Below are 25,637 nucleotides of genomic sequence, written 5' to 3'. Positions count from 1 at the left end.
ACTCCCTTCCGCCGGTTTTCCCTTGCAGGCGGCGGCTGCGCGTCCCACTCACCGGACCTTCGGCGGGCGGCATCCCGCGCCAGGCGTCCGGACCGGTGAGTGGGCCGCTCCCCAGAGGTGGTCAGTCAGTGCTTCTTGGCGGGGTTCAGGTCCTTGCGCCAGAGGACCTCGCCGTACAGGTTGCGCAGCGACGCGGTGAAGACCTCGGTGCGCGGGTCGATCTCGACGTGGCCGAAGAACTGGTTGCCACCGCTCGGCGGCTGGCTCGGGAAGTCCGCGGCCTTCACGAACTCCACCTTCGGGCCGAAGGTCGAGTCCAGCCCGTTCGGGCCGAAGGTCCCGGCGTTGACCGGACCGGCGACGAGTTCCCAGAACGGGTCGAAGTCGGTGAAGGCCGCCCGGGACGGGTCGTAGTGGTGAGCTGCGCAGTAGTGCACGTCCGCGGTCAGCCAGACCGTGTTCCGCACCTTGCGGCGCTTGAACTGACTCAGCACCCAGGCGATCTCGTGCTCACGGCCACCAGGCGCTCCGGCCAGACCGTTGGCGACCGCCTCGATCCCGTTGCCGTCCGGGACGAGCAGGCCGAGCGGCATGTCGCTGGCGATCACCTTCCAGGCCGCCTTCGAGGCAGCGACCTCCCGGACCAGCCAGGCGGCCTGCTCCGCTCCCAGCATCGCGACCGGACCGGCGACACCCGGGGCCGGGTTGGCGCCGCGGTAGGTCCGCATGTCCAGGCAGAACACGTCCAGCAGTGGGCCGTAGCTCACCTTGCGGTAGATCCGGTTCCGCCCGGCCGAGTGCGTCATCGGCAGGTACTCGAGGAACGCCTTGCGCGCCCGCGCCGCGAGCACGTCGACCCGCTTCTCGGTGTACCGGTCGTCGGTCAGGATCTCGCCGGGGTACCAGTTGTTCAGCGTCTCGTGGTCGTCCCACTGGCTGACGATCGGCACGTCGGCGTACAGGTCGAGCACGTTCTGGTCGAGCAGGTTGTACTTGTACCGGCCGCGGTACTCGGCCAGCGTCTCGGCGACCTTGGAGACCTCCTCGGTCACCACGTTCTTCCAGATGGTGCCGTCGGCAACCTTCAGCTCGGCCTCGATCGGGCCGTCGGCGTAGATGTTGTCGCCGGAGTGCAGGAAGAAGTCGGGCCGGGCCTGGTGCATCGCCTTGTACGCGACCATGCCGCCGATCTCGGGGTTGATGCCGTACCCCTGACCGGCCGTGTCCCCGGTCCAGACGAAGCTCACCGGGCGGTTGCGGCCCGGAGTACTGAAGGAGCCCTCGGCGGTCTCGCCGACCCGGCCGGACGAGTCCTCGAAGCCGATCCGGTAGTCGTAGCGCTGGCCGGGCCGGAGTCCCTTCAGCGGCAACTGGGCGGTGAAGTCCTCGTCGGCCGAGGTGATCGGGCCCCGCAGCCGCACCGCTTTGTCGAACCGGCCGTGGCTGGTCAGGTCGACGACGAGGCGGGCGCGGCGATCCGTCCGGGACCAGACGACGGCCGAGTTCGAAGTGACGTCGCCGCTCGCGATCCCGGACGGCAGGGCGGGCCGGGTGCGACGGACGACGTTGGGGGCAGCGGCGGCGGTCGCGGCCGGTACGGCGACGGTAGCGCTCGCGGCGGCGGTGGCGGCCAGCAGCTGGCGGCGGCTCAGGTTCATGAAGCCGAAGGTGCTCTCCCAGGGTGACAACGGGGTGACCTTCGAGCGAACTGCCTGACAACTCAGCCAGGGTGTGCCGGCGCTTGCGTGTGGGCAGATGATGGAGGGAAGTCAGGGCCGAAAGGGAATGCCGGGGAATGAGCAGAGAACACCGCCTCACGCAGGTTTTCATCCGATTGGCCGACACCCTGGTCGCCGAGTTCGACCTGGTCGACTTCCTCGGCATGCTGGCCGAGGCGACCGTCGAACTGCTCGACGTGGACGCGGCCGGCCTGATGCTGGCCGACGACCATGGCGTCCTGCACGTGATGGCCTCGTCGGACGACCAGGCCGAGCTGCTGGAGCTGTTCGAGCTGCAGCAGAACGAGGGGCCGTGCCCGGAGTGCTTCCGGACCGGCGTACCGGTCGTCAACGTCGACCTGGCCGACTGGCCCGACTTCGCTTCCGCGGCGGCGGCCGGTGGTTATGTCTCCGCCCACGCGCTGCCGCTGCGACTCCGCGGCCAGGTGATCGGCGCTATGAACCTGTTCCGGTCCAACACGAGTCCGCTCACCGAGGAGGACGCCGCGCTCGGGCAAGCCCTCTCCGACATGGCGACGATCGGCCTGCTGCACGAACGGGAGCTGCGCGGCCAGCAGGAGCTCGCCGGGCAGCTCCAGCACGCGCTGGACAGCCGCGTCGTGATCGAACAGGCCAAGGGGATGCTGGCCGAGCGAGCCGGCGTGAGCCTGCCGGATGCCTTCACCGCGATGCGTTCGTACGCCCGGGGCCGGGGCTGCGGGCTGACTTCCGTGGCCAACAGTGTGCTCGACGGCACGCTCGAAACCTCTGCACTGCTGACCCAGTAGTTGCGTCCGACTGCCCGCCGTGGTTCCGTTGACGGCATCAGCCACTTTCTCGTGGCGCTGCCCTGGACCCGGTAGCGCATCTCGACCGATGCACTCCCGGATGGGGCGTTCTCATTGTCACAGCTCGTCGCGGATGACACACATCCGCAAGGCCCGCAGGCGCGGCACGCAAGTCTCTACACCGACCTCTCACACACTGTGCGTGATCTAGGTCTGCTCCGGCGCCGCTACGGCTACTACTGGACCCGTATCGGGCTGGTACTCGCCGCCCTGGGCGGAATCATCACCGGATTCATCCTCCTCGGCGACTCCTGGTTCCAACTGCTGATGGCCGGCGCGCTAGCGGTCGTCCTCACCCAGGTCGCCTTCCTCAGCCACGACAGCGCGCACCGGCAGATCTTCGACTCGGCCACCTGGAACGACTGGACCGCCCGGTTGCTGGCCGGCGGACTCGCCGGGATGAGCGTCACCTGGTGGCGCAACAAGCACAGCAAGCACCACAACGCACCCAACCAACTGGGCAAGGACCCCGACATCGCGATCGGAGTGGTCGCCTTCACCCCTGACCACGTGGCTCGCCGTACCGGCCTGGTCAAGTGGCTCGGCGATCGCCAGGGCTGGCTGTTCTTCCCGCTGCTGACGCTGGAAGGGCTGAGCCTGCACGTGGCCAGCATCCAGCACCTCTTCCGGCGCGGGGCGACCCGGCTGGAGCGCGTCGAGGCCGCGGTCGTCGTGTCCCGGGTCGGCGGCTACATCGCCGCCCTGTACATCGTCCTGCCGATGGGCAAGGCCAGCGCCTTCCTCGGGCTGCAACTTGCTCTCTTCGGCGTCTTCCTGGGCGCCTCGTTCGCCCCGAACCACAAGGGCATGCCGCTGGTGCCAGCCACGATGAAACTGGACTTCCTGCGCCGCCAGGTGCTGATGTCCCGCAACATCCGCGGCGGTGTGATGGTGGACTTCGCGATGGGCGGGCTCAACTACCAGATCGAGCACCACCTCTTCCCGAGCATGCCCCGGCCGACACTGCGGAAGGTGCGGCCGATCGTTCGCGAGTACTGCCAACTGCACGGCGTGAAGTACACCGAGGTCGGCCTGTTCGAGTCGTACCGCATCGTCATCGACTACCTGAACAACGTCGGTATCCGGGCGCGCGACCCGTTCCAGTGCCCGCTCGCCGCCACGATGCGGAACTAGCTCAGCAACAGCCGGAGGACCGCGGCCATCGCGGTCCTCTGCGCTGTCGCCTTCAGCTCGAGGGCGGGATCTCCCCGGAGCCCCGGATCGTCAGCTTCACCGGCACCCGGACGGTCCGGCCCGGGCGATGCGGCTCGGGAAGGCGCTCGGTCATCAGCTGAATCGCCGTCCGGGCCATCACGTCGGCCGACTGAGCCACCGCGGTCAGACCCGGGCTGAGCAGATCGCCGAGCGCCAGGTCGTCGAACGACACGAGCGCGACCCGATCGCGGCGGCCCGCCATCCCCCGCAGTACCTCGGCGGTGGTCATGTTGTTCGCCGAGAGGATCGCGGTGGCCGGCTCCGGCCGGTCCAGTACTGCGGACAGGGTGATCCCGATGCCCTCGGTGGTCGGCTCGGACAGGTGGACCAGGTCCTCGTCGACGTCGATCCGGTGCCGGGCCATCCCCGCGCGATAGGCGACGACACGTTCCCGGGCGGTGAAGATCCGCTCGTCGTCACCGAGGTACGCGATCCGGCGGTGCCCCTGGCGGACCAGGTGGTCGATCGCCTGGTCGATGCCGCCGGCGTTGTCGGCCAGTACGGCGTCGGCCTCGATCCCGTGCGCCGGCCGGTCGATCGTCACCACGGCCATGCCGGCGTCCACGTGCGGAGCCAGGTAGTCCTGGGTCTCGCCGATCGGCGCCATGATGAGGGCGTCCGGGCGGCGGGCGACGAACTCGAGGCAGACGTCCCGCTCTCGTTCGGGGTCCTCGTCGGTCAGGCCGATCATCACGACCGAGCCGCTGGACCGGGCCCACAACTCGACCGCGCGGCCGAGGGACGCGAAGAACGGGTCACCGATGTCGCGGATCACCACGGCGATGGTGCCGGTCTTGCCCCGGCGCAGCATGCGGGCGCTCTCGTTCGGCGTGTAGTTCAGGTCCTTGATCGCGGCCTGGACCTTCGCGGTCAGTTCCGGGCTGACGTTCGGCTCCTCGTTGACCACCCGGGAGACGGTCTTGAGCGCCACGCCCGCCCGGGCCGCGACCTCTTTCATGGTGGGCCGGCGCTGCCCGGCTCCATTGACACCAGTGAAACTCACGTGGCCCACCCCTTCTGTCAGCTCTCCACGACAACCGGGATGATCATCGGCCGTCTACGGTGAGTATCGCTGACCCACTTGCCGACCACGCGGCGAATGACCTGCTGCAACTGGTACATGTCGTCCACCCCGCTCCCGATCGCCTTCTCGATCTCTGCCTCGATCTTCGGCCGCAGGTCGTCGAAGACGGCGTCGTCCTCGGCGAATCCGCGGGCCTGGATCTCCGGTCCGGCTGTCAGTTTGCCGGTGACAGAGTCCATCACGGCGATCACCGAGATGAAACCCTCGTCGCCGAGAATCCTGCGGTCCTTCAGCGACGTCTCGGTGATGTCGCCGACGGTCGACCCGTCCACGAACACATAACCGCACTCCACCTTGCCCGCGACGACGGCCTTGCCGTCGACCAGGTCGACCACCACCCCGTCCTCGACCACGACCACGTTCTCGGCCGGTACGCCGGTCTGCCGGGCGAGCTCCGCGTTCGCGTGCAGGTGCCGGATCTCCCCGTGCACCGGCAACACGTTGCGCGGCTTGACGATGTTGTAGCAGTACAGCAGTTCACCGGCGCTCGCGTGGCCCGACACGTGCACCAGCGCGTTGCCCTTGTGGATCACGTTCGCGCCGTGCCGGGTCAGCCCGTTGATCACCCGGAACACCGAGTTCTCGTTGCCAGGGATCAGCGAGGACGCCAGTACGACGGTGTCGCCCGGCTGGATCTGTACTACATGGTGGTCGTTCGCCGCGATCCGCGACAGCGCCGACATCGGCTCGCCCTGCGAACCGGTGGAGACCAGCACCACCTGCTCCGGCGGGTAGTTGTCGAGCTCGCGCATGTCGATCAGGGTGTCGCCGGGGACGTTGAGGAAGCCCAGGTCCCGGGCGACTCCCATGTTCCGCACCATCGAGCGGCCGACGTACGCGACCTTGCGGCGGTGCTTCACGGCGGCGTCCATCACCTGCTGGACGCGGTGCACGTGGGAGGCGAAGCAGGCGACGATGATCCGCTGCTGCCTGGCGTTGGTGAAGACCCGGTCCAGCACCGGTGCGATGTCGCGCTCGTGGGTGGTGAAGCCGGGGACCTCGGAGTTGGTGGAGTCGACGCAGAACAGGTCGACCCCCTCCTCACCCAGCCGCGCGAACGCGCGCAGGTCGGTGATCCGGTTGTCCAACGGCAACTGGTCCATCTTGAAGTCGCCGGTGTGCAGCACCATGCCGGCCGGCGTTCGGATGGCGACCGCGAGCGCGTCCGGGATGGAGTGGTTGACCGCGACGAACTCGCACTCGAACGGGCCGAAGCGGACCGTCTCGCCCTCGGCCACGGTCTGCTGCGGCACGTTGCGGTGCCGGTGCTCCTTCAGCTTGCCCTCGAGCAGCGCCAGGGTGAGCTGCGAGCCGACCACCGGGATGTCGCCACGCTCGCGCAGCAGGTAGGGCAGACCACCGATGTGGTCCTCGTGTCCGTGCGTCAGCACGACCGCCACGATGTCGTCCAAACGCTCCCGGATGGGCTGGAAGTCCGGGAGGATCAGGTCGACACCGGGTTGGTTCTCGTCCGGGAAGAGGACGCCGCAGTCCACGATCAGCAGCTTGCCGTCGTACTCGAACACCGTCATGTTCCGGCCGACCTCGCCGAGGCCGCCGAGCGGGATGACCCGCAGCGCGCCGGGCGCTAGTGGTGCCGGCGCGTCCAGTTCCGGGTGGGGGTGACTCATGCAATCAGTCCTGCCGTCTTGAGATCGGTGGTGAGCCAATCGACCTGTTCGGGGGTCGCCTCGATCAGCGGCGACCGCATCGTCGCGTGTTCGATCACGCCGGTCAGCTTCAGTGCGGCCTTCACCATGATGGCGCCCTGGGTCCTCGTCATGATCGCCTCGACGGCGGGCACCAGCCGGCGATCGATCTGCTGTGCGGTGGCGAGATCACCGGCGACGACGGCGTCGATCAACCCGCGGTACTGCGGACTGGCGACGTGGGCGACCACGCTCGCGATGCCGACGGCACCGATCGACAGCCAGGCGAGGTTCAGCTCGTCGGCGCCGCAGTAGTAGGCCAGGTCGGAGTTGGCGAGCACCTTGGTGGTGGCGGCGACGTCGCCCTTGGCGTCCTTCACCGCGACGATCCGCGGGTGCTCGGCCAGCGCGAGCAGCGTCTCGGTGGTGATCGGGACACCGGCGCGGCCGGGGATGTCGTAGACCAGCACGGGCAAGCCGGTGGCGTCCGCGACCGCGGTGAAGTGCGCCTTGATGCCTTCCTGCGGGGGCTTGTTGTAGTACGGGGTGACGACCAGCAGGCCGTCCGCACCCGCAGCCTCGGCAGCCTTCGCGGACTCCACGCTGTGGGCCGTGTTGTTCGACCCGACGCCCGCGAGCACCTTCGCGCGATCGCCGACCGCGGCCAGTACGGCGCGGACCAGCTCGACCTTCTCCGCGTCGCTGGTGGTGGGCGCCTCGCCGGTGGTGCCGTTGATGATCAGGGCGTCGTTCCCCTGGTCGACCAGCGCGGTCGCCACCTTCTGCGCAGCCTCGAGATCGAGCGAGCCGTCGGGCCGGAACGGGGTGATCATCGCCGTGGTCAGCCGGCCGAATGGCAGAGCTGCTGAGGCGGGAGTTGCTGCTGAGGACATGGGGCTCAGATTACCGCTCCCACCGCCTCGAGAAATGAGTAGGCCTGGTGGCTGTCCGCTCGGGGGTCCGGGCAGCCACCAGGCTCACTCGTCCTATCGGGCCGCCACCCGCAGTCGTTACACATTTGTCCAAAAAAGTCCGGAAAAGTTTCTGCAAATACGCGTAGTGACACAACGCTCACCATCCGTCGATCATCGTCTCAGTTTCGGGCCTGGCATCGATTACTCACCCCCGCGGGAGCGTTCGGCGCGGCAACGGCACAGAGGTGTCAGCGTCAGGAATCTGCCATGCCGGATTCCGACAGCCCGCAGGCGAGACGCGACGCAGAACAGCTGCCAATACTGATGATTCAGTCCCCCGCCACTCGTCGAACCGTCCCCTCGGCGAATCCCTAGGAGCGTCATGAAGAAGTACTTCGCGTTGCCTGTCGCGCTGGCAACCCTCGGCCTCACGGCGCTGTCGGTCATACCCGCCGAGGCCTCGCCCGTCCAGGCCGCCGCCGTGCAGACCCAGCTCGCCGGGTCCACCGCGGAGGAGCCCGGATCCCTGCTGGAGCAGGCTCGCGCGATGCTGGGCCCGGAGATCGTGGCCACCGCGACGGCCAACGCGCAACGCCTCGGCCTGGAGGAGGCGCCCGCCTCCACGGCCGCGATCCTCAAGGCCCTCGACCCAGAGGACTACGCCTGCTCGCCCAACACTCCGCTCACGGACTGGGTGGCCGCCACCATCGCCGACTGGACCCCGCTGGACAAGATCTTCGCGCTCGGCGCCACCCTGTCGAACCTGCCCGGCTACGGCAGCATGATCGCGACGCCCGCCAACTCGCCGTACGGGCTGGACGGCGAGTTCACCACCGCGGTGACGCACACCTTCCGCGACGTGAAGAAGTTCTGGGACATCCAGTCCGGTGACATCAGGATCAAGCCGATGCACAGCGCGATCATGGCCGACCGGACGGCGCTCTACCAGGTGTTCCGGACGATCTACAACCGGTCCGACGTCGACTCGAGGTACTTCGCGAACCTCTACGCCTCGTGGGCCGAGCAGCCGAAGTTCCGCAACCACCCGCTGCTCAGCCTGAACGCCTACGCGTTCAGCGGCGTCGGCGATCCGAACCCGGCGTTGGCCGCCCTGCCGGACCAGATCGTGATGGGCGACGGCATCCTGCAGGCCTACCAGGCGATCGGACTGGGTGACGTGGCGCCGCAGGCGATCCTCTCGCACGAGTTCGGTCACCACGTCCAGTACGAGGACGGTCTGTTCGCGTCGGAACTGACCGGCCCCGAGGCGACTCGCCGCACCGAACTGATGGCCGACGGCTTCGGCGCCTACTTCCTGTCCCACTCGCGCGGCGCCAGCATGCAGTGGAAGCGGGTGCGGCTCTTCAACCAGGTCTTCTACGGCATCGGCGACTGCAACTTCTCCGACCCCGGTCACCACGGCACCCCGAACCAGCGGCTGCGCACGGTCGAGTGGGCCTACAGCGTCGTGACCGGCGCGCCAAACCAGGGGCACATCCTGCCCGGCCTGACCTTCGCCGGGCTCTTCGACGCCAAACTGCCGGACCTGGTCGCCCCCGACGCCGGGAGCTGACCCTCGATCCCTCGTGGGTGGCCGGGATTCGTGCCCGCCTCCCAGCCACCCATGAGGTTCCACCCCAGGCGTGGTGTGCCGTGAGCTTCCTCCTCCGGCACACCACGCCCGGCTAGTTGGAGCCGGCGATCCAGACCGAGGTGGTGGAGAGCAACGCTGCCAGGAAGTCGCGAAGGACCTGGACGGCGCCGGGGAGCAGGAGAACGCTGCCGATGACCAGGGCTGGGGCGATGAGGAGGTTCTCCACCCAGCCACCGGTGCGGAAGCGGAGGCCGCGGGGCAGGCGGATCTCGTACCAGGTCTCGCCGCGGATCGGCAGCGGCCAGAGCCACGGACAACCTGAGCGGGTGAGGCTGTCGCCTAGGCAGTGCACGAACATCCCGACGGCGACCGCGACGCCGATCCAGCTACCGATCTCGGCGAGGCCACCCTGCAGCGCCTGAGCCGCCGTAGTGCCAGGCAGCCAGGTGCCTGCGAGTGTCCAAGCGCCTGCGCCGACCACGACGGTAAGCACCCAGTCGCCGAGCACGTCCGCGGCGAGGATCAGCCCGAACAAGGCGACGCCTAGTACTGCGCGCCAGCCGCCAGTGGCACCGACGCTGGAGGTCAGGAAGCCCAGGGCGATGGCCGCGGCGAGGGTGTGACTCGCGTGCCGGTGCCGCCCGGTGCTGTCCTCGTCGCGCGGTCCCTTGGTGATCGCGTAGAGGAGACCCGAGAAGGCCCGCACCGCGCCCGACACGAACCCCGTGATCGGACCGAGCACCCGGGACGCGCTCGCACCCGGGTGATCGAGGTCAGGCAGCAACGCGTACCCCGCGGTCGCGGCGGCGAACGGCACCACCTCAGCCACCGAGGTCAGGCCGACGAACGGCGCCACGGCCAGACCGGCACACCAACCGGACAACGCATGCGAACGCCCCATCACGGCGCCCCACCCCCTCAGTCCCTCACATCGTGAGCGGCCGAGTATTTCAGCGAACTCCGACAGTTCCTGGGAGGCGCAACCGTCAGGCGTCGAAGTCGAGGGTGACCTTGTCGCTGGTCGGGTGGGACTGGCAGGTCAGCACGTAGCCGGCCCGGATCTCGTCGGGCTCGAGGGCCCAGTTGGTGTCCATCCGCACGGTCCCCTCGATCACCTTGGCCCGGCAGGTCCCGCACACGCCGCCCTTGCACGCGAACGGCGCATCGGTCCGTACTGCGAGGGTGGCGTCGAGCACCGCCTTCGCGTGCTCACCCAGGGGGAACGTCGATCGGCGGCCGTCCAGGATCACAGTCACCTCGGCCGCATCTTCGTCAGCCACGTTCTCCTCGACACGGGCCACCGGCGCCTCGTCGCCGACGTGGAACAGCTCGGCATGCACGGTCTCCCGCGGCACCCCCTCGTCGAGCAGCACCTCCTGTGCGCCGACGACCATCGCGTACGGCCCGCAGAGGAACCACTCGTCGACGGACTTCACCGGCAGGATCGTGTCGATCATCCGGCGCAACCGGTCGCTGTCGATCCGGCCACTGAACAGCTCGACCTCGGTCGACTCCCGGGAGAGCACGTGCACCAGGTGCAGCCGCTCGGCGTACACGTCCTTGAGGTCGGCCAGGTCGTCCGCGAACATCACCGAACCGGCGGTGCGGTTGCCGTAGAGCAAGGTGACCCGGCTCTGCGGCTCGACGGCCAGGATGGTCGCGACCAGCGACAGCACCGGGGTGATCCCGCTGCCCGCGGCGACGAACGCGTAGTGCTTGGCGTTCGCCGGATCCAGCGGGGTGCCGAACCGGCCGAGCGGCGTCATCACGTCGATCGTGTCTCCGACCTTCAGCCCGCTGGCGGCGTACGACGAGAACTCGCCGCCGGGGATCCGCTTGACCGCGATCCGCAGTACACCGGACCCGGCCCGCGAGCAGATCGAGTAGCTCCGCCGCACGTCGTCTCCCGGCCGCCGCACGGTCAGGTGCTGTCCCGCGGCGAACTCATACTCTGACGCCAGCTCGTCCGGCACGTCGAAGGTGATCGCGACCGAGTCGTCGGTGATCAGGTCGATCGCCTTCACCGTCAGGGAATGGAAGGTGGCCCGTCTACGGGTCATCGTCGTCATGTCAGATCGCCTTGAAGTGATCGAAGGGCTCTCGGCAGGAGTTGCACCGCCACAGCGACTTGCAGGACGTCGAACCGAACCGGCTCAGCTCGCTCGTGTCAGGTGAGCCGCATAGCGGGCAGCGAATTGTCAGGCTCAGCGACACGGGTCCACCGACGGCGCGCTTGCCGGTCGGCGGAGCGATCCCGTACTCCGTCAGCTTGGCCTTGCCTTCGTCGCTCATCCAGTCGGTGGTCCAGGCCGGCGACAACACCGTCTCGACCCTGCCTTTGAGGCGGAGCGAGTCGAGGGTCAGCTCGACCTCGTGCCTGATCAGGTCCATCGCCGGGCAGCCGGAGTACGTCGGGGTGATCGTGACGACCACTTCATCACCGTCGCGCCGGACGCCGCGCAGTACGCCAAGATCCGCGATCGTGAGCACCGGCACCTCCGGATCCGCGACCTCGCCGACCGCCTCCCAGATCTGGGTGTCGCTGATCGCGGTGTCGCTCACCACGACGCTCCTGGATGCGAGCGCGCCACGTGCTGGAGCTCCGCGAGGAGGTAGCCGAAGTGTTCGGTATGCCGGCCTTCGCGACCACCGGAGTGCTGGTACGTCGAAGTCGGCCGGGCGCAGGTGGACTCGTCGATCACCTGGGTGACCCGGCGCTCCCACTCGTCGTGCAGGGTGGACGGATCCACCGCGACGTCCAGGCGCTCCACCAGGGCGTCCGAGGCGAACAACTCCGCCGTGTACGGCCACATCGCGTCGAGGCCGGCCTGCATGCGCCGGTGGCTCTCGTCGGTGCCGTCGCCGAGGCGGAGGACCCACTGGGTCGCGTGGTCGACGTGGTACGCGACCTCCTTCACGGCCTTGCCGGCGACACCCGCGAGGATCTCGTCGGCACCTCCGCGCAGCTCCTCGTAGAGCAGGTGCTGGTACGTCGCGAAGTACAGGAGTCTGGCGATGCTGTGCGCAAAGTCGCCGCTGGGGAGCTCGCAGAGTTGCACGTTGAGGAAGTCGCGCTCGTCGCGGAAGTAGGCCAGGTCGTCCTCGGAGCGTCCCGCGCCCTCGACCTGCCCGGCGTACTGCAGCAGGGAGCGGGCCTGGCCGAGCTGGTCGAGCCCGATGTTGCCCAGGGCGACATCCTCCTCGAGCTGCGGGGCGGCCGCGATCCACTCGGCGGTCCGCTGTGCCGCGATCAGCGCGTCGTCCCCGAGCCGGAGCGTGTAGACGAAGAGGTCGTTCACAGGTGGTCGACGCCTTCCGGGACCTGGTAGAAGGTCGGGTGCCGGTAGACCTTGTCGCCGGCCGGGTCGAAGAACTCGTCCTTCTCGTCCGGGCTCGACGCGGTGATGTCGGTGGCCGGCACGACCCAGATCGAGACGCCCTCCTGGCGGCGGGTGTAGACGTCGCGGGCGTTGCGCAGCGCCATCGTCGCGTCCGGCGCGTGCAGGCTGCCGACGTGCACGTGCGACAGGCCGCGCCTCGACCGGACGAAGACCTCCCAGAGTGGCTCGATCATGCGGCACTCCCCTGCGCCTTGGCGGCCTGCTTCTCGGCGTACGCCGCCGCTGCCTCGCGGACCCAGGCGCCGTCCTCGTGCGCCTTCACCCGGTGCGCGAGGCGCTGCTGATTGCACGGACCGTTGCCCTTGACAACTTCATAGAGCTCGGCGAAGTCCGGCTCGGTGAAGCTGTAGTGCCCGGTCTCCTCGTCGTAGGTCAGCCCGTCGTCGGGGACCCGGATGCCGAGCACGTCGGCCTGCGGGACGGTCATGTCCACGAACCGCTGCCGGAGCTCGTCGTTGCTGTGCCGCTTGATCCCCCACGCCATCGACTGCTCCGAGTGGGTCGAACTCGCGTCCGGCGGGCCGAACATCATCAGGCTCGGCCACCACCAGCGGTTCAGCGCGTCCTGCGCCATCGCCTTCTGCGCCTCGGTGCCGTTGCACAGCGTGTGCAGGATCTCGAACCCCTGCCGCTGGTGGAACGACTCCTCCTTGCAGACCCGGACCATCGCGCGCGCGTACGGGCCGTAGGAGCAGCGGCACAGGGGCACCTGGTTGACGATCGCGGCGCCGTCGACCAGCCAGCCGATCGCGCCGATGTCGGCCCAGGTGAGGGTCGGGTAGTTGAAGATGCTGGAGTACTTCTGCTTGCCGCTGTGCAGCAGGTCCAGCAGGTCGGCACGATCCACCCCGAGCGTCTCGGCGGCGGCGTACAGGTACAGGCCGTGGCCGGCCTCGTCCTGCACCTTCGCCATCAGGATCGCCTTCCGCCGCAGCGACGGGGCGCGGCTGATCCAGTTCCCCTCCGGCTGCATCCCGATGATCTCGGAGTGCGCGTGCTGGGCGATCTGCCGGATCAGCGTCTTGCGATACCCCTCAGGCATCGCATCCCGCGGCTCGATCCGCCCATCCGCCTCGATCGTCGCCTGAAAGCTGTCCATGCCCGCGAGCATAGCGCAGATGTGACACTTCCTCCCCATCCCAACAAAAAGTGTCACAACCCACCCGTACTCCGGACACGCGTTCCGGCGGCTGCAGAAGTGGTGTTGGCACCACCGGAAAGAGGGGGCTCAGGGCGATGGGGAGCCGGGCTTCAGGACAGCAGGATGGAGGTAACAGTTCAGGGGTTCAACAGTTTGAGGGAGTGGTTGTCGTGGCGCAGGTGGCTGAGCGGGTAAGCGGCTGGCGAGGGCCGGTGACAGGCCGGGAGCGGGCTCTGGCTCCCGACCTGATCCGGGGTGGGATGTTGTTGCTGATCGGGCTCGCGAACGCGGCCAACTTCGCGTTCGCCGGACAGCCCGGACTGAACGGGAACCCGCACGGGCTCGAGCGGATCCTCAACTTCCTCAAGATCACGCTGGTCGACGCCCGCGCCTATCCGGTGTTCGCGGTGATGTTCGGCTACGGGCTGGTCCAGCTCGCCAGGCGGCAACGGAACGCGGGCACCACCGCGAGCGGAGTACGGAAGATCCTGCTCAAGCGGAACGGCTGGCTGGTCGCCTTCGGCCTGGCCCACGCGACACTCTTGTACTTCGGCGACTTCCTCGGCGCCTACGGCATCGTCGGGATCCTCTGCACGCTGCTCCTGCTGAATCGTGGCGACAAGTTCCACCGGATCATCCTGTGGATCTGGGGAGCCCAGGTGGCCTACACGATCGTCGCCGCGGGGCTGGCCGTACTCGCCATCGCCAAGAGCTCCGGCCCGGCCCACGCGATGACCGACAGCCCGAACCCTTCCCTGGCCGCCACGAACTACGGCGCCGGCCTGGTCGACCGGCTGCACGAGTACCCGCTGCACACCGCCACCGTGCTCGGCTTCATCGTCATCGTCTGGCTCGGCATCTGGGCAGCTCGCAAGCAACTGCTGGAGAACCCGCGCGCTCACCGCACCCTCCTGGTCCGCGTCGCCGCGACCTGCATGGGCATCACCGTCCTGGGTGGTCTGCCTCTCGCTCTGGTCTCGGCCGGCTGGCTGCACGTCGACGCTGCCGCGGTAGATGCGATGAGCTTCCTGCACAACATCAGCGGCCAGTTCGGCGGCCCGGGGTACATCGCACTGTTCGCCCTGCTGGTCGGCAAGCTCACGGCGAACCGCCGCCCGGACCAGCTGGGCCTGCCGATCACGGCGATCTCGGCGCTCGGCCAGCGTTCGATGAGCGGCTACCTGTTCCAGTCGGTCGCGTGGATGCTGCTGCTGGCACCGTTCACGCTGAACCTGGGTGACCGGCTCGGCAACACCGCCTTCACTGCCGCGGGTGCCGCGATCACGGTCTGGACCATCTCGGTGATCGGCGCCTACCAGATGAAGAAGCACTCGTACCGCGGTCCGGCCGAGACCGTGCTCCGCCGCCTGACCTACTGAGAACGGGCTGACCTACCGAGACCGCGATCGGCAGGACACCTCCCCGACGGGTGTCCTGCCGATCGCCGTTGCCGGGCACTTTGAAAGGATGGGCCGCATGAGCAGCGACTTCGGCGTACCGGAACCGGCCAACCTGTCCTCGATGGGCGCGTCGGAGGATCCGATCGCCGAGTCGAGTGTGCGGCTGGCTTTGCCCGCCGAGGCTGACGCGATCGGTGAGATCCAGGTCGCCGCGTGGCGCCGTGCCTACGAGAACCTGCTCCCGGCCGACGTGCTCGCCGACCTCAACCCAGCCCAGTTCGCCGCCCAGTGGCGGGCCGCCCTGCTCGCTCCCGGAGAGGCCCGCAACCGCGTCCTAGTGGCGCTGGCAGGTCGCACGCTGGTCGGCTTCGCCGCGATCACCGCATCGGACGACCCGGACGCCGACCCGCGCCACGACGCTCTCGTAGCCGAGCTGGCGGTCGACCCGGAGGCCACCCGCGCCGGCCACGGCTCGCGCCTCTTGAACGCGGTGGTCGACACCATCCGCGCCGACGGCTTCAGCCGCGTCACCGTCTGGGTGAACTCCACCGACGATGTCCTCCGCGGCTTCTACACCGAGTCAGGGTGGGGGGCCGACGGTGCCCACCGCGAGCTCGACCTGTACGGCGACGGCTCCGTCCGCGTCAAGCAGATCCGCCTCCACACGGATCCCGCTCCGGCCGACGACTGATCAGTCGCCCGCCTCGAGTCGCTGGGGATCGTTGAAGGGGCGAACGTTCACCCCGGGCTCGCCAGGCTGAAGCGGCGGCGATAGTCGGTCGGAGTCAACCCGGTACGGCGCCTCAGCTGAATCCGCAGGTTGGTCGCCGTACCCAGTCCGCAATGCCGGGCCACCGCGTCCAGGCGAACCTCGCCGGCTTCGAGCAAGCGGCATGCGAGCGCGACGCGTTCGGCGGTGAGCCAGGCGAGCGGCGTTGTCCCGAGCTCAGCCTGGAAGCGCCGGTGCAACGTCGCCTGGCTCATCGACGCGTGGGCTGCGATGTCCGCGATCGTCAGCGGGCTCGCCAGTTCTGCCCGGACCCAAGCCAGCAGCGGAGCTAGCGATATGTCGGCTACCGGCGGGACCGGCTGGTCGATGAACTGGCGCTGGCCGCCATCGCGATGCGCGGTGAAGACGAGTCGCCGGCTGACCGCGTTCGCCACCTCGGCGCCGTGGTCGCAGCGAATGATGTGCAGCCCGAGGTCCAGCGCCGCCGCACTCCCGGCCGCCGTCAGAACGTTGCCGTCGTCAACGAACAGGACATCCGGCTCCAGCTTCACCGCGGGGAACATGGTGGAGAAGAGCTCAGCCCACCGCCAGTGCGTGGTCGCCCGCCGCCCATCGAGTACGCCGGCCGCCGCCAGCGTGAAGGCACCCGTACAGAAGCTGACCAGCCGGGCCCCGCGCGCGGCAGCCCGTCGTACTGCGTCCAGCACCGCGGGCGACGGTGGCACCTCGGGATCCGGGCGGTTCGGCACGATCACCGTGTCCGCGGCGTCGACCTGATCGAGCCCGGCGACACCGGTCAGCGTGAAGAATCCCGTCGCCAGACGGATCGCCGGCTCCGGCGTACAGAGGATGAGGTCGTACCAGGTGCGGTCGAGCTCCGGGCGGCGCAGGCCGAACAACTCGGTCGCCACGCCCAGCTCGAACGGGTTCGAGCCGTGGTCGACGATCACCGCGACCCGATGCGCGCGGTCGTGCGAGGATTCTTTCGGCATACGCTATTCCTAGCACTCACGCCGACCGGGCGCACGCGGTGACGATGATCAGGTGACTACCGAACCTGTGGACCTGAACGCCGCCCTGAAGACCTTCGACGAGCTGTGGAGCCCGCGGATCGCGGCGCGGATCAACGACTACGACGTCCGCGTGACCCACGTCGCGGGCTCCTACGTCTGGCACGTGCACGACACCACGGACGAGTTCTTCCTGGTGCTGGACGGCCAGCTCAGCATCGCGCTGCGCGACCCGGACGAGCGCGTCGTCTCACTGACGCCGGGCTGTGTCTTCGTCGTACCCCGCGGTGTCTACCACCGGCCGTTCTCCGACGGCGGCGCCTCGATCGTGGTGATCGACCCGGCCGGCACTCCCACCACCGGCGACTCCCACGACGCGATCCCCGACCACATCAAGACCCACACCGGTGTGCCCTTGGAGGACTGACCTCAGTCCTTGACCCATTGCTCGATGGCGGCGAGGAGTTCGGCGGGCTTGGCGGTCTGCACGTGGTGACCCGCGCCCTCGACCGTCACGAGGGTGGCGTCCGGGAGCAGCTTTGCGGCGGCGGCCAGCGACTCCTGCGGGACCTTGCTCGTGGAGCCACCTCCGACGATCAGGGTGGGGACGGTGATCTTCGGCAGGTCCGTCCACCAAGCGGGATCCGGTTTCGCCTGTTGACCGTAGATCGCGGTCAGCATCTCCCAGTCGGCGATGAGCTCCCCCTCCGGCTTCGGCGGGACCGTCCAGTCCCCCTCCCCGTCTGGCGGCGCCGCGTCGACGATGACCAGTCCGGTCAGGCGATCGACGTACCGCTCAGCGAAGAGCCAAGCGACACTCGCCCCCATCGAATGACCGCAGAGCAGGAACTTGCCGAGCCCGAGTCGATCGGCGAACTCCAGCAGGTCGTCCCGCATCTGCTCGAAGGAGTACGTCGGGGTCCACACGCTCTCACCGTGGCCCCGCAGGTCCAGGGCGATGACCCGCCGGGTCTTCGCCAAGGTCGGTGCTACCTGCTCCCAGGTCGAGGAACTCCACCCCATCCCGTGCACCAGCACCATCGGCGGAGCCCCCTGTTCGCCGTACTCGACGTAGTGGAACTCCCCCGCTTCGAGCGAAATCTTCATCCGACCATCCCCTTCCGTCAGCAACAGACCCACAGCATCCACCCGCGCGGGGCCAGGGGAAACGCAATTACCTGAGGTGCTGCTGGCGGCCGACGGCGTAGGCGCGCGTGAACCAGTCGATCACCTCGGCGTCGACCTCTGACGGGCTGCGGAGGCGGAAGGCGTGGAGGACGTTGCGCGGGGAGTAGACCTCGACCTTGGTGAAGCGGTGGCTGTCCAGGCGCTCGGCCAGTACTACGTGGCCGTCGAGCCAGTGGATCCTTGGGGTAAAGGCGGCGAAGCTCATCCGTGCGTGCAGGGCGATCCGCGTCTTCTCCGCCAGTACCTCAACCGGCCCCAACCCCTGCACCACCTCGACGATCCGGTCGAAGGTCTCCCGCACGGCCGGGTCCTTGCCATCGAAGTGCGAGGCGAGGTCACCGAGCGCACGGCAGGTGTGCGACTGGTTCCGGTTGGCGAACGTCCGGCCGCACTTCTCGCAGGTCCACAACTCATCCATCGCCCGTCCACCCTAGAACCGGCCGCCGACAGGACGGGGTGGGCACGCTCCAGGCGCGAGCGCGCCCACCACGGGTCAGCGTTCCTCGACCAGTTCCATCCGTTCCTCGGTGGCGTCCTCGATCAGCGCGAACGCGGCCCGGGCCTGCGGAAGGGCGGGCGCGCCGGCCAGGGCGGTCTGGAGCGACTCGGCGGACTCCCAGCGCCACAGGTCGAGCCAGGTGGTGTCGTCGACCTTGGCGAGACGGGTCTCGGTCAGGCCGGAGAACTGCGCGCGCACCGCGTCGATCAGGTCCGCCCGGGTCTTCAGCATCGCGTCGGCATCCACCGACGGCTTCAGGCTGAAACGGGTCAGGCGCAAGATAGTCATCGCAAACTCCTTGTAGGTGGACTCTAGTGATTAACTCTAGAGATAGACTACAAACATGATCCAGGTCAAGAAGAGTGACGGACGCTCCGAGAAGGCGCGGCTGACCCGCGGCCGGATCCTCGACGCGGCCGGCGAACTGTTCGTGCGCGACGGGTACGGCGCGACCGCGCTGCAGGACATCGCCACGTTGGCGGGGTGCGCGGTGCAGACGATCTACTACAGCTTCGGGAACAAGCAGACCGTGCTGAAGGAGCTGGTGGACCGGACGATCGCGGGTGACGACGAGCCGGTCGCGACCCTGGACCGGCCGTGGTTCCGCGAGGCGCTGGCCGCGGAGACCGCGGAGGAGCAGTTGCGCCGGCACGTCAGCGGGACCAGGGCGGTGCTCGAACGAGTGGCGCCGATCATGAAGATGCTGGCGGCCGCCGCGTCGACGGATCCCGCGATCGGGGAGCTCTGGCCGGACCAGCAGGAGGACCCGCGCCTCACCGTGCAGACCGCAGCCGCAACCGCCCTACTGAGCAAGCCGGGCGCCAACCCGGGCATCGCCGTCGAGCACGCCGCGGACGTGCTGTTCGGACTCCTCAGCCCCGAGCTCTACCTGCTCCTCGTGGACGAGCGCCACTGGACGCCCGCCGACTGGGAGAAGTGGACCCTCCAGACCCTCTTCCCCCAACTCTGCGAGACCTGATCTCCACTATCACTCGCAGCATCCCGCGACGGGCCGGGGGTGGTGCTCGACCGTCACACCCTGACATGACAGATTGCGACGGTCCGATCACGCTTGGCCATCCGTTGGAGGATGTATGAAGTTCCGTACCCTGGCCGTCGGCCTCGGTATCAGTGCTACGGCACTACTGGTGATCCCCGGCTCCGGAGCGACCGCCTCGGTCGAGGCTCCCCAAGCACAACCGCGAGTGCAGCAGGGGCCGAACAAGGTGGCGAAGCGGTACCTGGACCAGAAGCCGGTCTGGAAACAGTGCGGCGACCCGGAACTACGCACGTACTGCGCGAAGATCGCCGCCCCGCGCGACTGGTCGAACCAGTATTCCGGCAAGGACATCCAGCTCGCGATCAGCAAGGTCGCCCCGGCCAAGGGCAAGCCGAGCCGGGTCGTGTTCGGCAACCCGGGCGGCCCCGGCGCCGCGGGACTCGGCATGGCGCCGTACCTGGCAAGCCAGAAGGAGCTCGCCAAGGACCACCTCACCGTCGGGTTCGACCCGCGCGGCACCGGCGACAGCGACAACGTCACCTGCGAGGGCGCGCCGGGCTACACGATGGACGCGCGCGACCGCGACCCGTGGAACCTCGACCTGATCTCCGAGGCCTCGCGCCTCACCGGCCCGTACTGCGCCCGCCAGTCGCGCGGGTTGCTGCCGTACGTGAACACTGCCCAGACCGTGCAGGACATCGACCTGATCCGCCAGTTGCTCGGCTTCCACAAGATCGACTGGGTCGGCTACTCCGGCGGCACTTGGTTGGGCGCGTACTACCAGACCTATTTCCCCGGGCACGTCGGCCGCTTCGTGCTCGACTCGAACACCGACTTCACGAGGCCGTGGCTGGATACGTTCAGTGCGCAGCCGCAGGGATTCGAGCGCCGATTCCGCGAGGATTTCGCGAGTTGGGCAGCGAAGTACGACGCGAAGCTGAAACTCGGAAGTTCTCCACGGCTGGTGATCAGGACCTATGAACGACTCCGGGCGGACCTGAAAAAGCAGCCGGCGGTCGAGGAGTTCCTGGACGGGTCGGTGAAGATCAGCTACGACCAGAACGCCCTGGACAACATCGTCGCCGGGGATATGTATACAAAGATGGATTTCCCGTCGCTAGCTCTCGACCTGGCATTTCTGCGTGAGCTTTCGGCGGCTCAGAGTAAAGGCGGACCGCGGGCCGCGCAACGGAAAGTGGACGAGCTCCCGATGGCCCGCCAACGGCAACTCGTCGAGCGCGCGACCCGGCATATGGTCGGCCTGGCGCCGTTCGGTCTGCGGCAGTCCGGCGGCCAGCTCGGCCGGCCCTTCGCGGAGAGCGCCGAGAACGCGACCTTCACCGCGGTCACCTGCAACGACACCGCCTGGCCGCAGGGCCGCGAGGTCGGTGACCAGCTGGCCGCCCGGCTCGGACCGCGCTATCCCCTGCTCGGCTGGGGCATGAACGAGAACCCCTGCTTCTACTGGGATCGGCCGCGGCTCGAGATGCCCGTCCCGACCGGCAAGGGACTGCCGACGACGCTGATGGTGCAGTCGGTGCACGACCCCGCCACCAACATCTCGCTCGCCAAGTCGGCGCACAGCCGGTACGCCGGGTCACGGCTGCTCACGATCACCGGCGAGGGCGACCACGGCATCTACGGCGGCGTGAACAAGTGCGCCGACAAGATCGTCAACACCTTCCTCACCACCGGGAAGGCGCCGGCCGAGGACACCACCTGCGCGGGCGAAGGAATTCCGGCCCCGACCGCGCCGTATTCCACCGACTATGCCGAGGGCGCGCCACTGGGCCGGGTCGCCGGATTCACCAGGGCGATCTCCGGCTATCTGCGTTAATTGGCAGTTCACGTCGTGAATTAACCGCACTTTCGGATCCAATTCCGGCACACAGGGAAAACGCCTGGTCACGATCGGCAAGGTCGTGACCAGGCTTTCGTTGTCAGTACGTCTTTGTCAGGGCATTGTCAGGGTTTCGTCCCTGTGCGACAGAGCGTGACCACGCCAGCCTTGAGTCAGCGCGGGAGAACCAAGCGCCGACCGGGAGGGCTCGGCGTAAGGGGAACATCGCCAACGAGGCTTCGGCCGGCTGTGGTGTGGGGGGACTGCCTGGGGGGTCAGACAGAGACACAGCCGGCCGGGACCCGTTCTCGCTTGTCCAGCCCGCTCTCAGATCCCTCGCGGGGTACCTTCGATCCCCCAGGTCGTGGTGCCTCGCGAGGCCAGATTTGCCCGTACTCCGCGGCGGGGCGGCCCCGGAGTACGGGCATTCCAATGTCCACCGTCGCCTACAGACAGTGAGCAAGCGGCGCCCGAGGAGCCGCGTGTCTCAGAGCCAGGTGGAGCGGTCGGACGCTTGGGCCCGGCCCGGGTAGCCGTCGGCGACAGCGGCCAGCGGGGCGGATCGGCCGGCGGACCAGGCGGCGCGGAAGGCCCGGCGGTCGAGGGACTGCTCGATCGCCTGGCGGGTCTCCAGATGGTCGGCCTTCTCCACCTCGGGCACGGGTGCCCCGATGACCTCGCGGATCCCGTCCGCGGCACCCAGCAGGAAGGCGCCGTACTCCGTCCGGTTCCGCTGCCGGGCGACCGTCGCCAGTTCCTCCAGCACGCTCGCGGAACGCCAGCGGTCGCCGAGATCCCGGTGCTCGGCCAGGCTCTCGTCGAGCAGGTGCACCGCACGCTCGGTGAAACCGCGGCGGCGTTCCACGATGCCCAACTGGTTCAGTGACCAGGCGATGCCTTCGCGGTACCCGAGCCGCTGGGACAGCGCCAGGCTCTCCTGCAGCAGGTCCTCCGCCTCGGTCAGCTCACCGCTGTACTGCGCGATCGTGCCGAGGCTGATCAACGCCCAGGCTTGGCCTTCGCTGTCGCCGAGCACGCGGAAGCTGTTCATGGCCTTCCGGCAGCGCCGGGCTCCGACCTCCAGGTCACCGCGCAGCCAGGCGACGAACCCCAGGTGGTTGTGCGCCCAGGCCATCCCCGACCGGTCCCCCAGGCTCTCGAACAGGTCGTAGCTCTGGCAGTGCAGGTTCTCCGCGGTCACGTAGTCACCACGCTCCCGGGCGACTCCACCCAGGCGCTGCATGACCAGTGCAGTACCGGCTGTGTCGTCGAGCTCCTTGTACTGCGCCAGGGCGGACTCGAGCCGGGTGGTGGCCACCTCGTACTCGCATTGCAGAAAGGCGAGCATGCCCGCGCCGAGCCAGGCCTTCGCCCGGTACGACGCCAGTGCCGGGTCGGAGGCGTCCGGCAGGGCAAGGGCGCGTTCCAGCCATTCGCCGCCTTCGCCGTAGTGGCCGCGCAGGTAGCAGAACAACCAGAGATCACCGGCAAGGCGGAGCGCTTCGCCGTTCGTGCCGGATCGCAGCGACCAGGTCATCGCGCAGCGGAGGTTGTCCAGCTCGCCGTCCACCCGGTCGAGCCAGTCGGCCTGGTTCGACCCGCGCAGGTGAGTCTCAGCCTCCTCGGCCAACGCCGTGTAGAAGGCACTGTGGTGCTGGGCGGTCTCCTCGAAGCGGCCAGAGGCCACCAGTTGGTCCGCGGCGAACTCACGGATCACGGCGAGCATGTCGTACCGCGCGATGCCGTGGTCGCGGCTGACCCTGATCAGGGACTTGTCGACCAGCCGGCTGGTCAGGTCGAGCGCGCGGGCCCGCTCGAGGGGCCCAGGGCTGACGGTGCCGGTGAGGACGGCGGCGGCCGCGTTCAGCGTCCACCCGCCGACGAACACCGACAGCAGAGCGAACATCTCCCGCTCCGCCGGGGTCAGCAGCTCGTGGCTCCACTCGATCGCGCCGTACAGCGACTGCTGCCGAGGCCCGGCGGTGGTGCTCCCGCCGGCCAGGATGGCGAACGAGCTCTCCAGCTCGGCAGCGAGCTCCTCGACGGTGAGTACATTCGTCCGGGCTGCGGCCAGCTCGATCGCGAGCGGCATGCCTTCGAGCCTGCGGACCACCTGGGCGACCTGCTCCATCTGCTCGGCCGGGGCATGGCCTCGTGCGGTCGCGCGATCCACGAACAGCTTGACCGCGGGCGAGCTCTCCAGCTGGTCCTCGGTCGCCGGCAGCGCCAACGGCGGTACGACGAAAACGCTCTCGCCCGGGACTCTCATCAGTTCACGGCTCGACGCGAGCACCGACAGGTTAGGGCAACGCTCCAGCAGGGTGGCACAGATCAGCGCGACGTCGGCGACGACGTGTTCGCAGTTGTCCAGCACGAGCAGCAGACTCCGCGTGCCGACCTGGGCCGCGATCTCCTCGACCAGCCGCCCACTTTCGAGCGGGTGCAGCCCGGTCGACGCCGCGATGGTCGCCGCGACCGCGGCCGGATCCGAGACCGGTGCGAGCGGTACCCAGCAGATCCCGTCGTCGAACTTCGGGGCCACTCCCCCGGCGACCGCGAGCGCGAGGCGGGTCTTGCCGACACCGCCCGGTCCGCTAAGGGTCAGCAGCCGGGTGGCCCGCTCGCCGAGGAGCCGGCCGGCTTCGGCGAGCTCGGTGGCACGGCCGACGAGTTCGTTCGCGGGGACAGGCGTCGGACGCAGGGTCGTGCGCTGGCCCGGGTCGGCGTCGCGCCGAGCAGCGGCGGTCAACTGGGCGCGATCGGGCGCGCCGAGCTTCAGAGCGTCTCCGAGCAGCCTCAGCGTGTGTGGTCTGGGCGCTCGACGACGACCCCGTTCCAGGGCCGCGATCGCGTCGACACTCAGGCCGGCGAGTTCGGCCAGCCCCTCTTGTGACAATCCGGCGTCGCGCCGGTGCCGGCGGAGCAGGTCACCGAAACCCGTTGGCTGGGCATCGTCCGAGCCGCGGCGAGACCCGTCTGATGGCAAAGGACGGCCCACCCAGTCTCCGACCTCGTGTGTGGCGGTCGCCACGCACCCCCTGAAGGTATCCCCTACCGCACCGCATTGTCAGGCGATCCGGTGGGGTTCCCAGCCAACTCACAGGAAACTCCCGGCTGACCCGGAGCGCTATCGCCCGGTGTACTGGGCGATCGCGGTTCGCATCGAGGCCCTCGCCCGCTTGCGATCACCCGCCGCGTCGTACGCCGTGGAGAGGCGGAACCAGACCCGCCAGTCGTCCGGCGCGGCCTCCGCCTCCTCCTTGTACTTCGTGAAGGCGGCGTCCGCCGCGGCCCGGTCGATCCGCCCGGACGGCCGCCTGGGGAGATCGTCGACGGGCAGGCCGCCGGACTCGCCGAGCTCCCGTGCGAGTGCCTCCGTCTGCCGCCCGAACTGGATCTCCCGCCAGACCAGGTACGCCCCGACGATCGGGATCACCAGGACGGCGACACCGAGCCCGACGGCGACCGGATCACCCGTGCCGATCAGCAGGACTCCCCGCCAGCCGAGGAGCACGGCGTACGCGACGAAGACGACCGCGAGCACCACCGCGGAGCGTTTGGCCGTCATTCCTGAACCCGTCGTCTCAGGAGAGGTCGAGGAAGTGCTCGAGGCCCACGGTGAGGCCGGGGGCGCCGCCGATCCGGCGGACGCCGAGCAGCACGCCGGCCATGAACGACTCGCGGTGCATCGAGTCGTGCCGGATCGTCAGGGTCTCGCCGGTGTCTCCGAACAGCACTTCCTGGTGCGCGACCAGGCCGCGCAACCGGATCCCGTGCACGCGGATCCCGTCGACGTCCGCGCCGCGCGCGCCCTCGAGCCCGGTGCTGGTGGCGTCGGGGATCGGCCCGGAGCCCGCTTCCCGCCGGGCCTCGGCGATCAGCTCGGCGGTACGACGCGCCGTACCGGAGGGGGCATCTACCTTGTCGGGGTGGTGGAGCTCGATGATCTCGACGGACTCGTAGTACCGGGCGGCCTTGGCGGCGAACTGCATCATCAGCACGGCGCCGATGGAGAAGTTCGGGGCGATCAGTACTCCGACGCCGGGCTTGGCGTCCAGCTGCGCCCGCAGGGTGGCGAAGCGCTCCTCGTCGAAGCCGGTGGTGCCGACCACGGCGTGGATGCCGTGCTCGATGCACCAGGCGAGGTTGTCCATCACGACCTCGGGCCGGGTGAAGTCGACCACCACCTCGGCGCCGGCGTCGATGAATCCGGTCAGCTCATCGCCCTGGTCGAGCGCCGCGACCAGCTCGAGGTCGCTCGCCGCCGCGACGGCCTGGCACGTCTGAGCGCCCATCTTCCCCTTGGCGCCCAGCACCGCAACCTTGATCATCCGCACCCTTCCTCGTCACCACCACCGGTCCCGCCAAGGATCTCACCCCCGCTCCCGGCGGCAGCGATCAGGGAG

At 68.8% G+C, this 25,637-nt stretch carries 25 protein-coding genes; 8 read left to right on the top strand and 17 right to left on the bottom strand.

Annotated features, from left to right (window positions below; all coding sequences use genetic code 11):
* Positions 1-125: 125 nt before the first annotated feature.
* On the bottom strand, positions 126-1,688 hold the full coding sequence (locus ACFPJ1_RS24845) for an alkaline phosphatase D family protein (protein WP_380107437.1): 1,563 nt from the start codon (positions 1,686-1,688) through the stop codon (positions 126-128).
* Between the two features lie 107 nt (positions 1,689-1,795).
* Here ACFPJ1_RS24845 and ACFPJ1_RS24840 point away from each other — a divergent pair, with 107 nt between their 5' ends.
* Both ACFPJ1_RS24840 and ACFPJ1_RS24835 read left to right on the top strand, forming a co-directional pair.
* Positions 1,796-2,506: a GAF domain-containing protein gene (locus ACFPJ1_RS24840; RefSeq protein ID WP_380107436.1), complete on the top strand. Its 711-nt coding sequence runs from the start codon at positions 1,796-1,798 to the stop codon at positions 2,504-2,506.
* Between the two features lie 198 nt (positions 2,507-2,704).
* On the top strand, positions 2,705-3,700 hold the full coding sequence (locus tag ACFPJ1_RS24835) for a fatty acid desaturase family protein (RefSeq protein WP_380107434.1): 996 nt from the start codon (positions 2,705-2,707) through the stop codon (positions 3,698-3,700).
* Between the two features lie 52 nt (positions 3,701-3,752).
* Here ACFPJ1_RS24835 and ACFPJ1_RS24830 read toward each other — a convergent pair whose 3' ends face one another.
* Genes ACFPJ1_RS24830 through dapA form a run of 3 tightly spaced genes read right to left on the bottom strand, consistent with a single transcriptional unit; the run spans position 3,753 to position 7,407 of the window.
* Positions 3,753-4,784, bottom strand: coding sequence for a LacI family DNA-binding transcriptional regulator (locus ACFPJ1_RS24830; RefSeq protein ID WP_380107433.1), 1,032 nt, complete (start codon positions 4,782-4,784; stop codon positions 3,753-3,755).
* A 17-nt stretch (positions 4,785-4,801) separates the two neighbouring features.
* Positions 4,802-6,496 carry a ribonuclease J gene (locus ACFPJ1_RS24825; protein ID WP_380107431.1) on the bottom strand — a complete coding sequence of 565 codons (1,695 nt, stop codon included), beginning with the start codon at positions 6,494-6,496 and terminating at the stop codon, positions 4,802-4,804.
* Positions 6,493-7,407, bottom strand: coding sequence for a 4-hydroxy-tetrahydrodipicolinate synthase (gene dapA, locus ACFPJ1_RS24820; RefSeq protein WP_380107429.1), 915 nt, complete (start codon positions 7,405-7,407; stop codon positions 6,493-6,495). The genes ACFPJ1_RS24825 and dapA overlap by 4 nt, the downstream gene beginning before the upstream one ends.
* A gap of 403 nt (positions 7,408-7,810) precedes the next feature.
* Here dapA and ACFPJ1_RS24815 point away from each other — a divergent pair, with 403 nt between their 5' ends.
* A complete protein-coding gene (locus ACFPJ1_RS24815; RefSeq protein ID WP_380107427.1) occupies positions 7,811-9,001 on the top strand; it encodes a hypothetical protein in 1,191 nt (396 codons plus the stop codon).
* Positions 9,002-9,113: 112 nt separating this feature from the next.
* Here the strand turns inward: ACFPJ1_RS24815 and ACFPJ1_RS24810 are convergent, their stop codons facing one another.
* The 6 genes from ACFPJ1_RS24810 to paaA all read right to left on the bottom strand — a co-directional run bounded on the left by ACFPJ1_RS24810 (position 9,114) and on the right by paaA (position 13,522).
* Complete coding sequence (locus ACFPJ1_RS24810) at positions 9,114-9,923, bottom strand: metal-dependent hydrolase (protein WP_380107426.1); 810 nt, start codon at positions 9,921-9,923, stop codon at positions 9,114-9,116.
* A gap of 85 nt (positions 9,924-10,008) precedes the next feature.
* Complete coding sequence (gene paaE / locus ACFPJ1_RS24805) at positions 10,009-11,091, bottom strand: 1,2-phenylacetyl-CoA epoxidase subunit PaaE (RefSeq protein ID WP_380107424.1); 1,083 nt, start codon at positions 11,089-11,091, stop codon at positions 10,009-10,011.
* A gap of 1 nt (position 11,092) precedes the next feature.
* Positions 11,093-11,584, bottom strand: a complete 492-nt coding sequence (gene paaD, locus ACFPJ1_RS24800) for a 1,2-phenylacetyl-CoA epoxidase subunit PaaD (protein ID WP_380107423.1) — start codon at positions 11,582-11,584, stop codon at positions 11,093-11,095.
* Positions 11,581-12,321, bottom strand: a complete 741-nt coding sequence (gene paaC, locus ACFPJ1_RS24795) for a 1,2-phenylacetyl-CoA epoxidase subunit PaaC (protein WP_380107421.1) — start codon at positions 12,319-12,321, stop codon at positions 11,581-11,583. The genes paaD and paaC overlap by 4 nt, the downstream gene beginning before the upstream one ends.
* The gene (gene paaB, locus ACFPJ1_RS24790; protein ID WP_380107420.1) at positions 12,318-12,596 is read right to left on the bottom strand and encodes a 1,2-phenylacetyl-CoA epoxidase subunit PaaB; all 279 of its coding nucleotides are present in this window, start codon (positions 12,594-12,596) and stop codon (positions 12,318-12,320) included. The genes paaC and paaB overlap by 4 nt, the downstream gene beginning before the upstream one ends.
* The gene (paaA, locus tag ACFPJ1_RS24785; RefSeq protein WP_380107418.1) at positions 12,593-13,522 is read right to left on the bottom strand and encodes a 1,2-phenylacetyl-CoA epoxidase subunit PaaA; all 930 of its coding nucleotides are present in this window, start codon (positions 13,520-13,522) and stop codon (positions 12,593-12,595) included. Before paaA ends, paaB begins: the two co-directional genes overlap by 4 nt.
* 221 nt (positions 13,523-13,743) lie before the next feature.
* On the opposite strand from paaA, the gene ACFPJ1_RS24780 reads away from it, so the two are divergent.
* Together ACFPJ1_RS24780 and ACFPJ1_RS24775 are read left to right on the top strand one after the other, a co-directional pair.
* Positions 13,744-14,943 carry a DUF418 domain-containing protein gene (locus tag ACFPJ1_RS24780; RefSeq protein ID WP_380107417.1) on the top strand — a complete coding sequence of 400 codons (1,200 nt, stop codon included), beginning with the start codon at positions 13,744-13,746 and terminating at the stop codon, positions 14,941-14,943.
* 97 nt (positions 14,944-15,040) lie between these two features.
* Positions 15,041-15,655 carry a GNAT family N-acetyltransferase gene (locus ACFPJ1_RS24775; protein WP_380107415.1) on the top strand — a complete coding sequence of 205 codons (615 nt, stop codon included), beginning with the start codon at positions 15,041-15,043 and terminating at the stop codon, positions 15,653-15,655.
* A 47-nt stretch (positions 15,656-15,702) separates the two neighbouring features.
* Here ACFPJ1_RS24775 and ACFPJ1_RS24770 read toward each other — a convergent pair whose 3' ends face one another.
* Positions 15,703-16,686, bottom strand: coding sequence for a GlxA family transcriptional regulator (locus ACFPJ1_RS24770; protein WP_380107414.1), 984 nt, complete (start codon positions 16,684-16,686; stop codon positions 15,703-15,705).
* Positions 16,687-16,738: 52 nt separating this feature from the next.
* Here ACFPJ1_RS24770 and ACFPJ1_RS24765 point away from each other — a divergent pair, with 52 nt between their 5' ends.
* Complete coding sequence (locus ACFPJ1_RS24765; protein ID WP_380107413.1) at positions 16,739-17,131, top strand: cupin domain-containing protein; 393 nt, start codon at positions 16,739-16,741, stop codon at positions 17,129-17,131.
* A gap of 2 nt (positions 17,132-17,133) precedes the next feature.
* Here ACFPJ1_RS24765 and ACFPJ1_RS24760 read toward each other — a convergent pair whose 3' ends face one another.
* From ACFPJ1_RS24760 to ACFPJ1_RS24750, 3 genes are all read right to left on the bottom strand, one after another.
* Positions 17,134-17,811 (bottom strand): alpha/beta fold hydrolase, encoded by a 678-nt coding sequence (locus ACFPJ1_RS24760; protein WP_380107412.1) that lies wholly within the window; start codon positions 17,809-17,811, stop codon positions 17,134-17,136.
* A gap of 67 nt (positions 17,812-17,878) precedes the next feature.
* Complete coding sequence (locus ACFPJ1_RS24755; protein ID WP_380107411.1) at positions 17,879-18,310, bottom strand: DUF5655 domain-containing protein; 432 nt, start codon at positions 18,308-18,310, stop codon at positions 17,879-17,881.
* 75 nt (positions 18,311-18,385) lie between these two features.
* On the bottom strand, positions 18,386-18,679 hold the full coding sequence (locus ACFPJ1_RS24750) for a hypothetical protein (protein WP_380107410.1): 294 nt from the start codon (positions 18,677-18,679) through the stop codon (positions 18,386-18,388).
* Between the two features lie 55 nt (positions 18,680-18,734).
* On the opposite strand from ACFPJ1_RS24750, the gene ACFPJ1_RS24745 reads away from it, so the two are divergent.
* Positions 18,735-19,370, top strand: a complete 636-nt coding sequence (locus tag ACFPJ1_RS24745) for a TetR/AcrR family transcriptional regulator (RefSeq protein WP_380107409.1) — start codon at positions 18,735-18,737, stop codon at positions 19,368-19,370.
* 115 nt (positions 19,371-19,485) lie between these two features.
* Positions 19,486-21,228: an alpha/beta hydrolase gene (locus ACFPJ1_RS24740; RefSeq protein ID WP_380107408.1), complete on the top strand. Its 1,743-nt coding sequence runs from the start codon at positions 19,486-19,488 to the stop codon at positions 21,226-21,228.
* A 490-nt stretch (positions 21,229-21,718) separates the two neighbouring features.
* On the opposite strand, the gene ACFPJ1_RS24735 is transcribed toward ACFPJ1_RS24740, so the two are convergent.
* The 3 genes from ACFPJ1_RS24735 to dapB all read right to left on the bottom strand — a co-directional run bounded on the left by ACFPJ1_RS24735 (position 21,719) and on the right by dapB (position 25,562).
* Positions 21,719-24,217 (bottom strand): ATP-binding protein, encoded by a 2,499-nt coding sequence (locus tag ACFPJ1_RS24735; protein ID WP_380107406.1) that lies wholly within the window; start codon positions 24,215-24,217, stop codon positions 21,719-21,721.
* A 141-nt stretch (positions 24,218-24,358) separates the two neighbouring features.
* Positions 24,359-24,799 carry a hypothetical protein gene (locus ACFPJ1_RS24730; RefSeq protein ID WP_380107405.1) on the bottom strand — a complete coding sequence of 147 codons (441 nt, stop codon included), beginning with the start codon at positions 24,797-24,799 and terminating at the stop codon, positions 24,359-24,361.
* A gap of 16 nt (positions 24,800-24,815) precedes the next feature.
* On the bottom strand, positions 24,816-25,562 hold the full coding sequence (dapB, locus tag ACFPJ1_RS24725) for a 4-hydroxy-tetrahydrodipicolinate reductase (RefSeq protein WP_380107403.1): 747 nt from the start codon (positions 25,560-25,562) through the stop codon (positions 24,816-24,818).
* Positions 25,563-25,637 lie beyond the last annotated feature (75 nt).

Origin of the sequence: Kribbella qitaiheensis (assembly GCF_042657745.1) — a bacterium.
GTDB classification, from domain to species: Bacteria; Actinomycetota; Actinomycetes; order Propionibacteriales; family Kribbellaceae; genus Kribbella; species Kribbella qitaiheensis.
The sequence above is the reverse complement of the archived record's forward strand: the minus strand, read 5'-3'. Positions and strand labels throughout refer to the sequence as shown.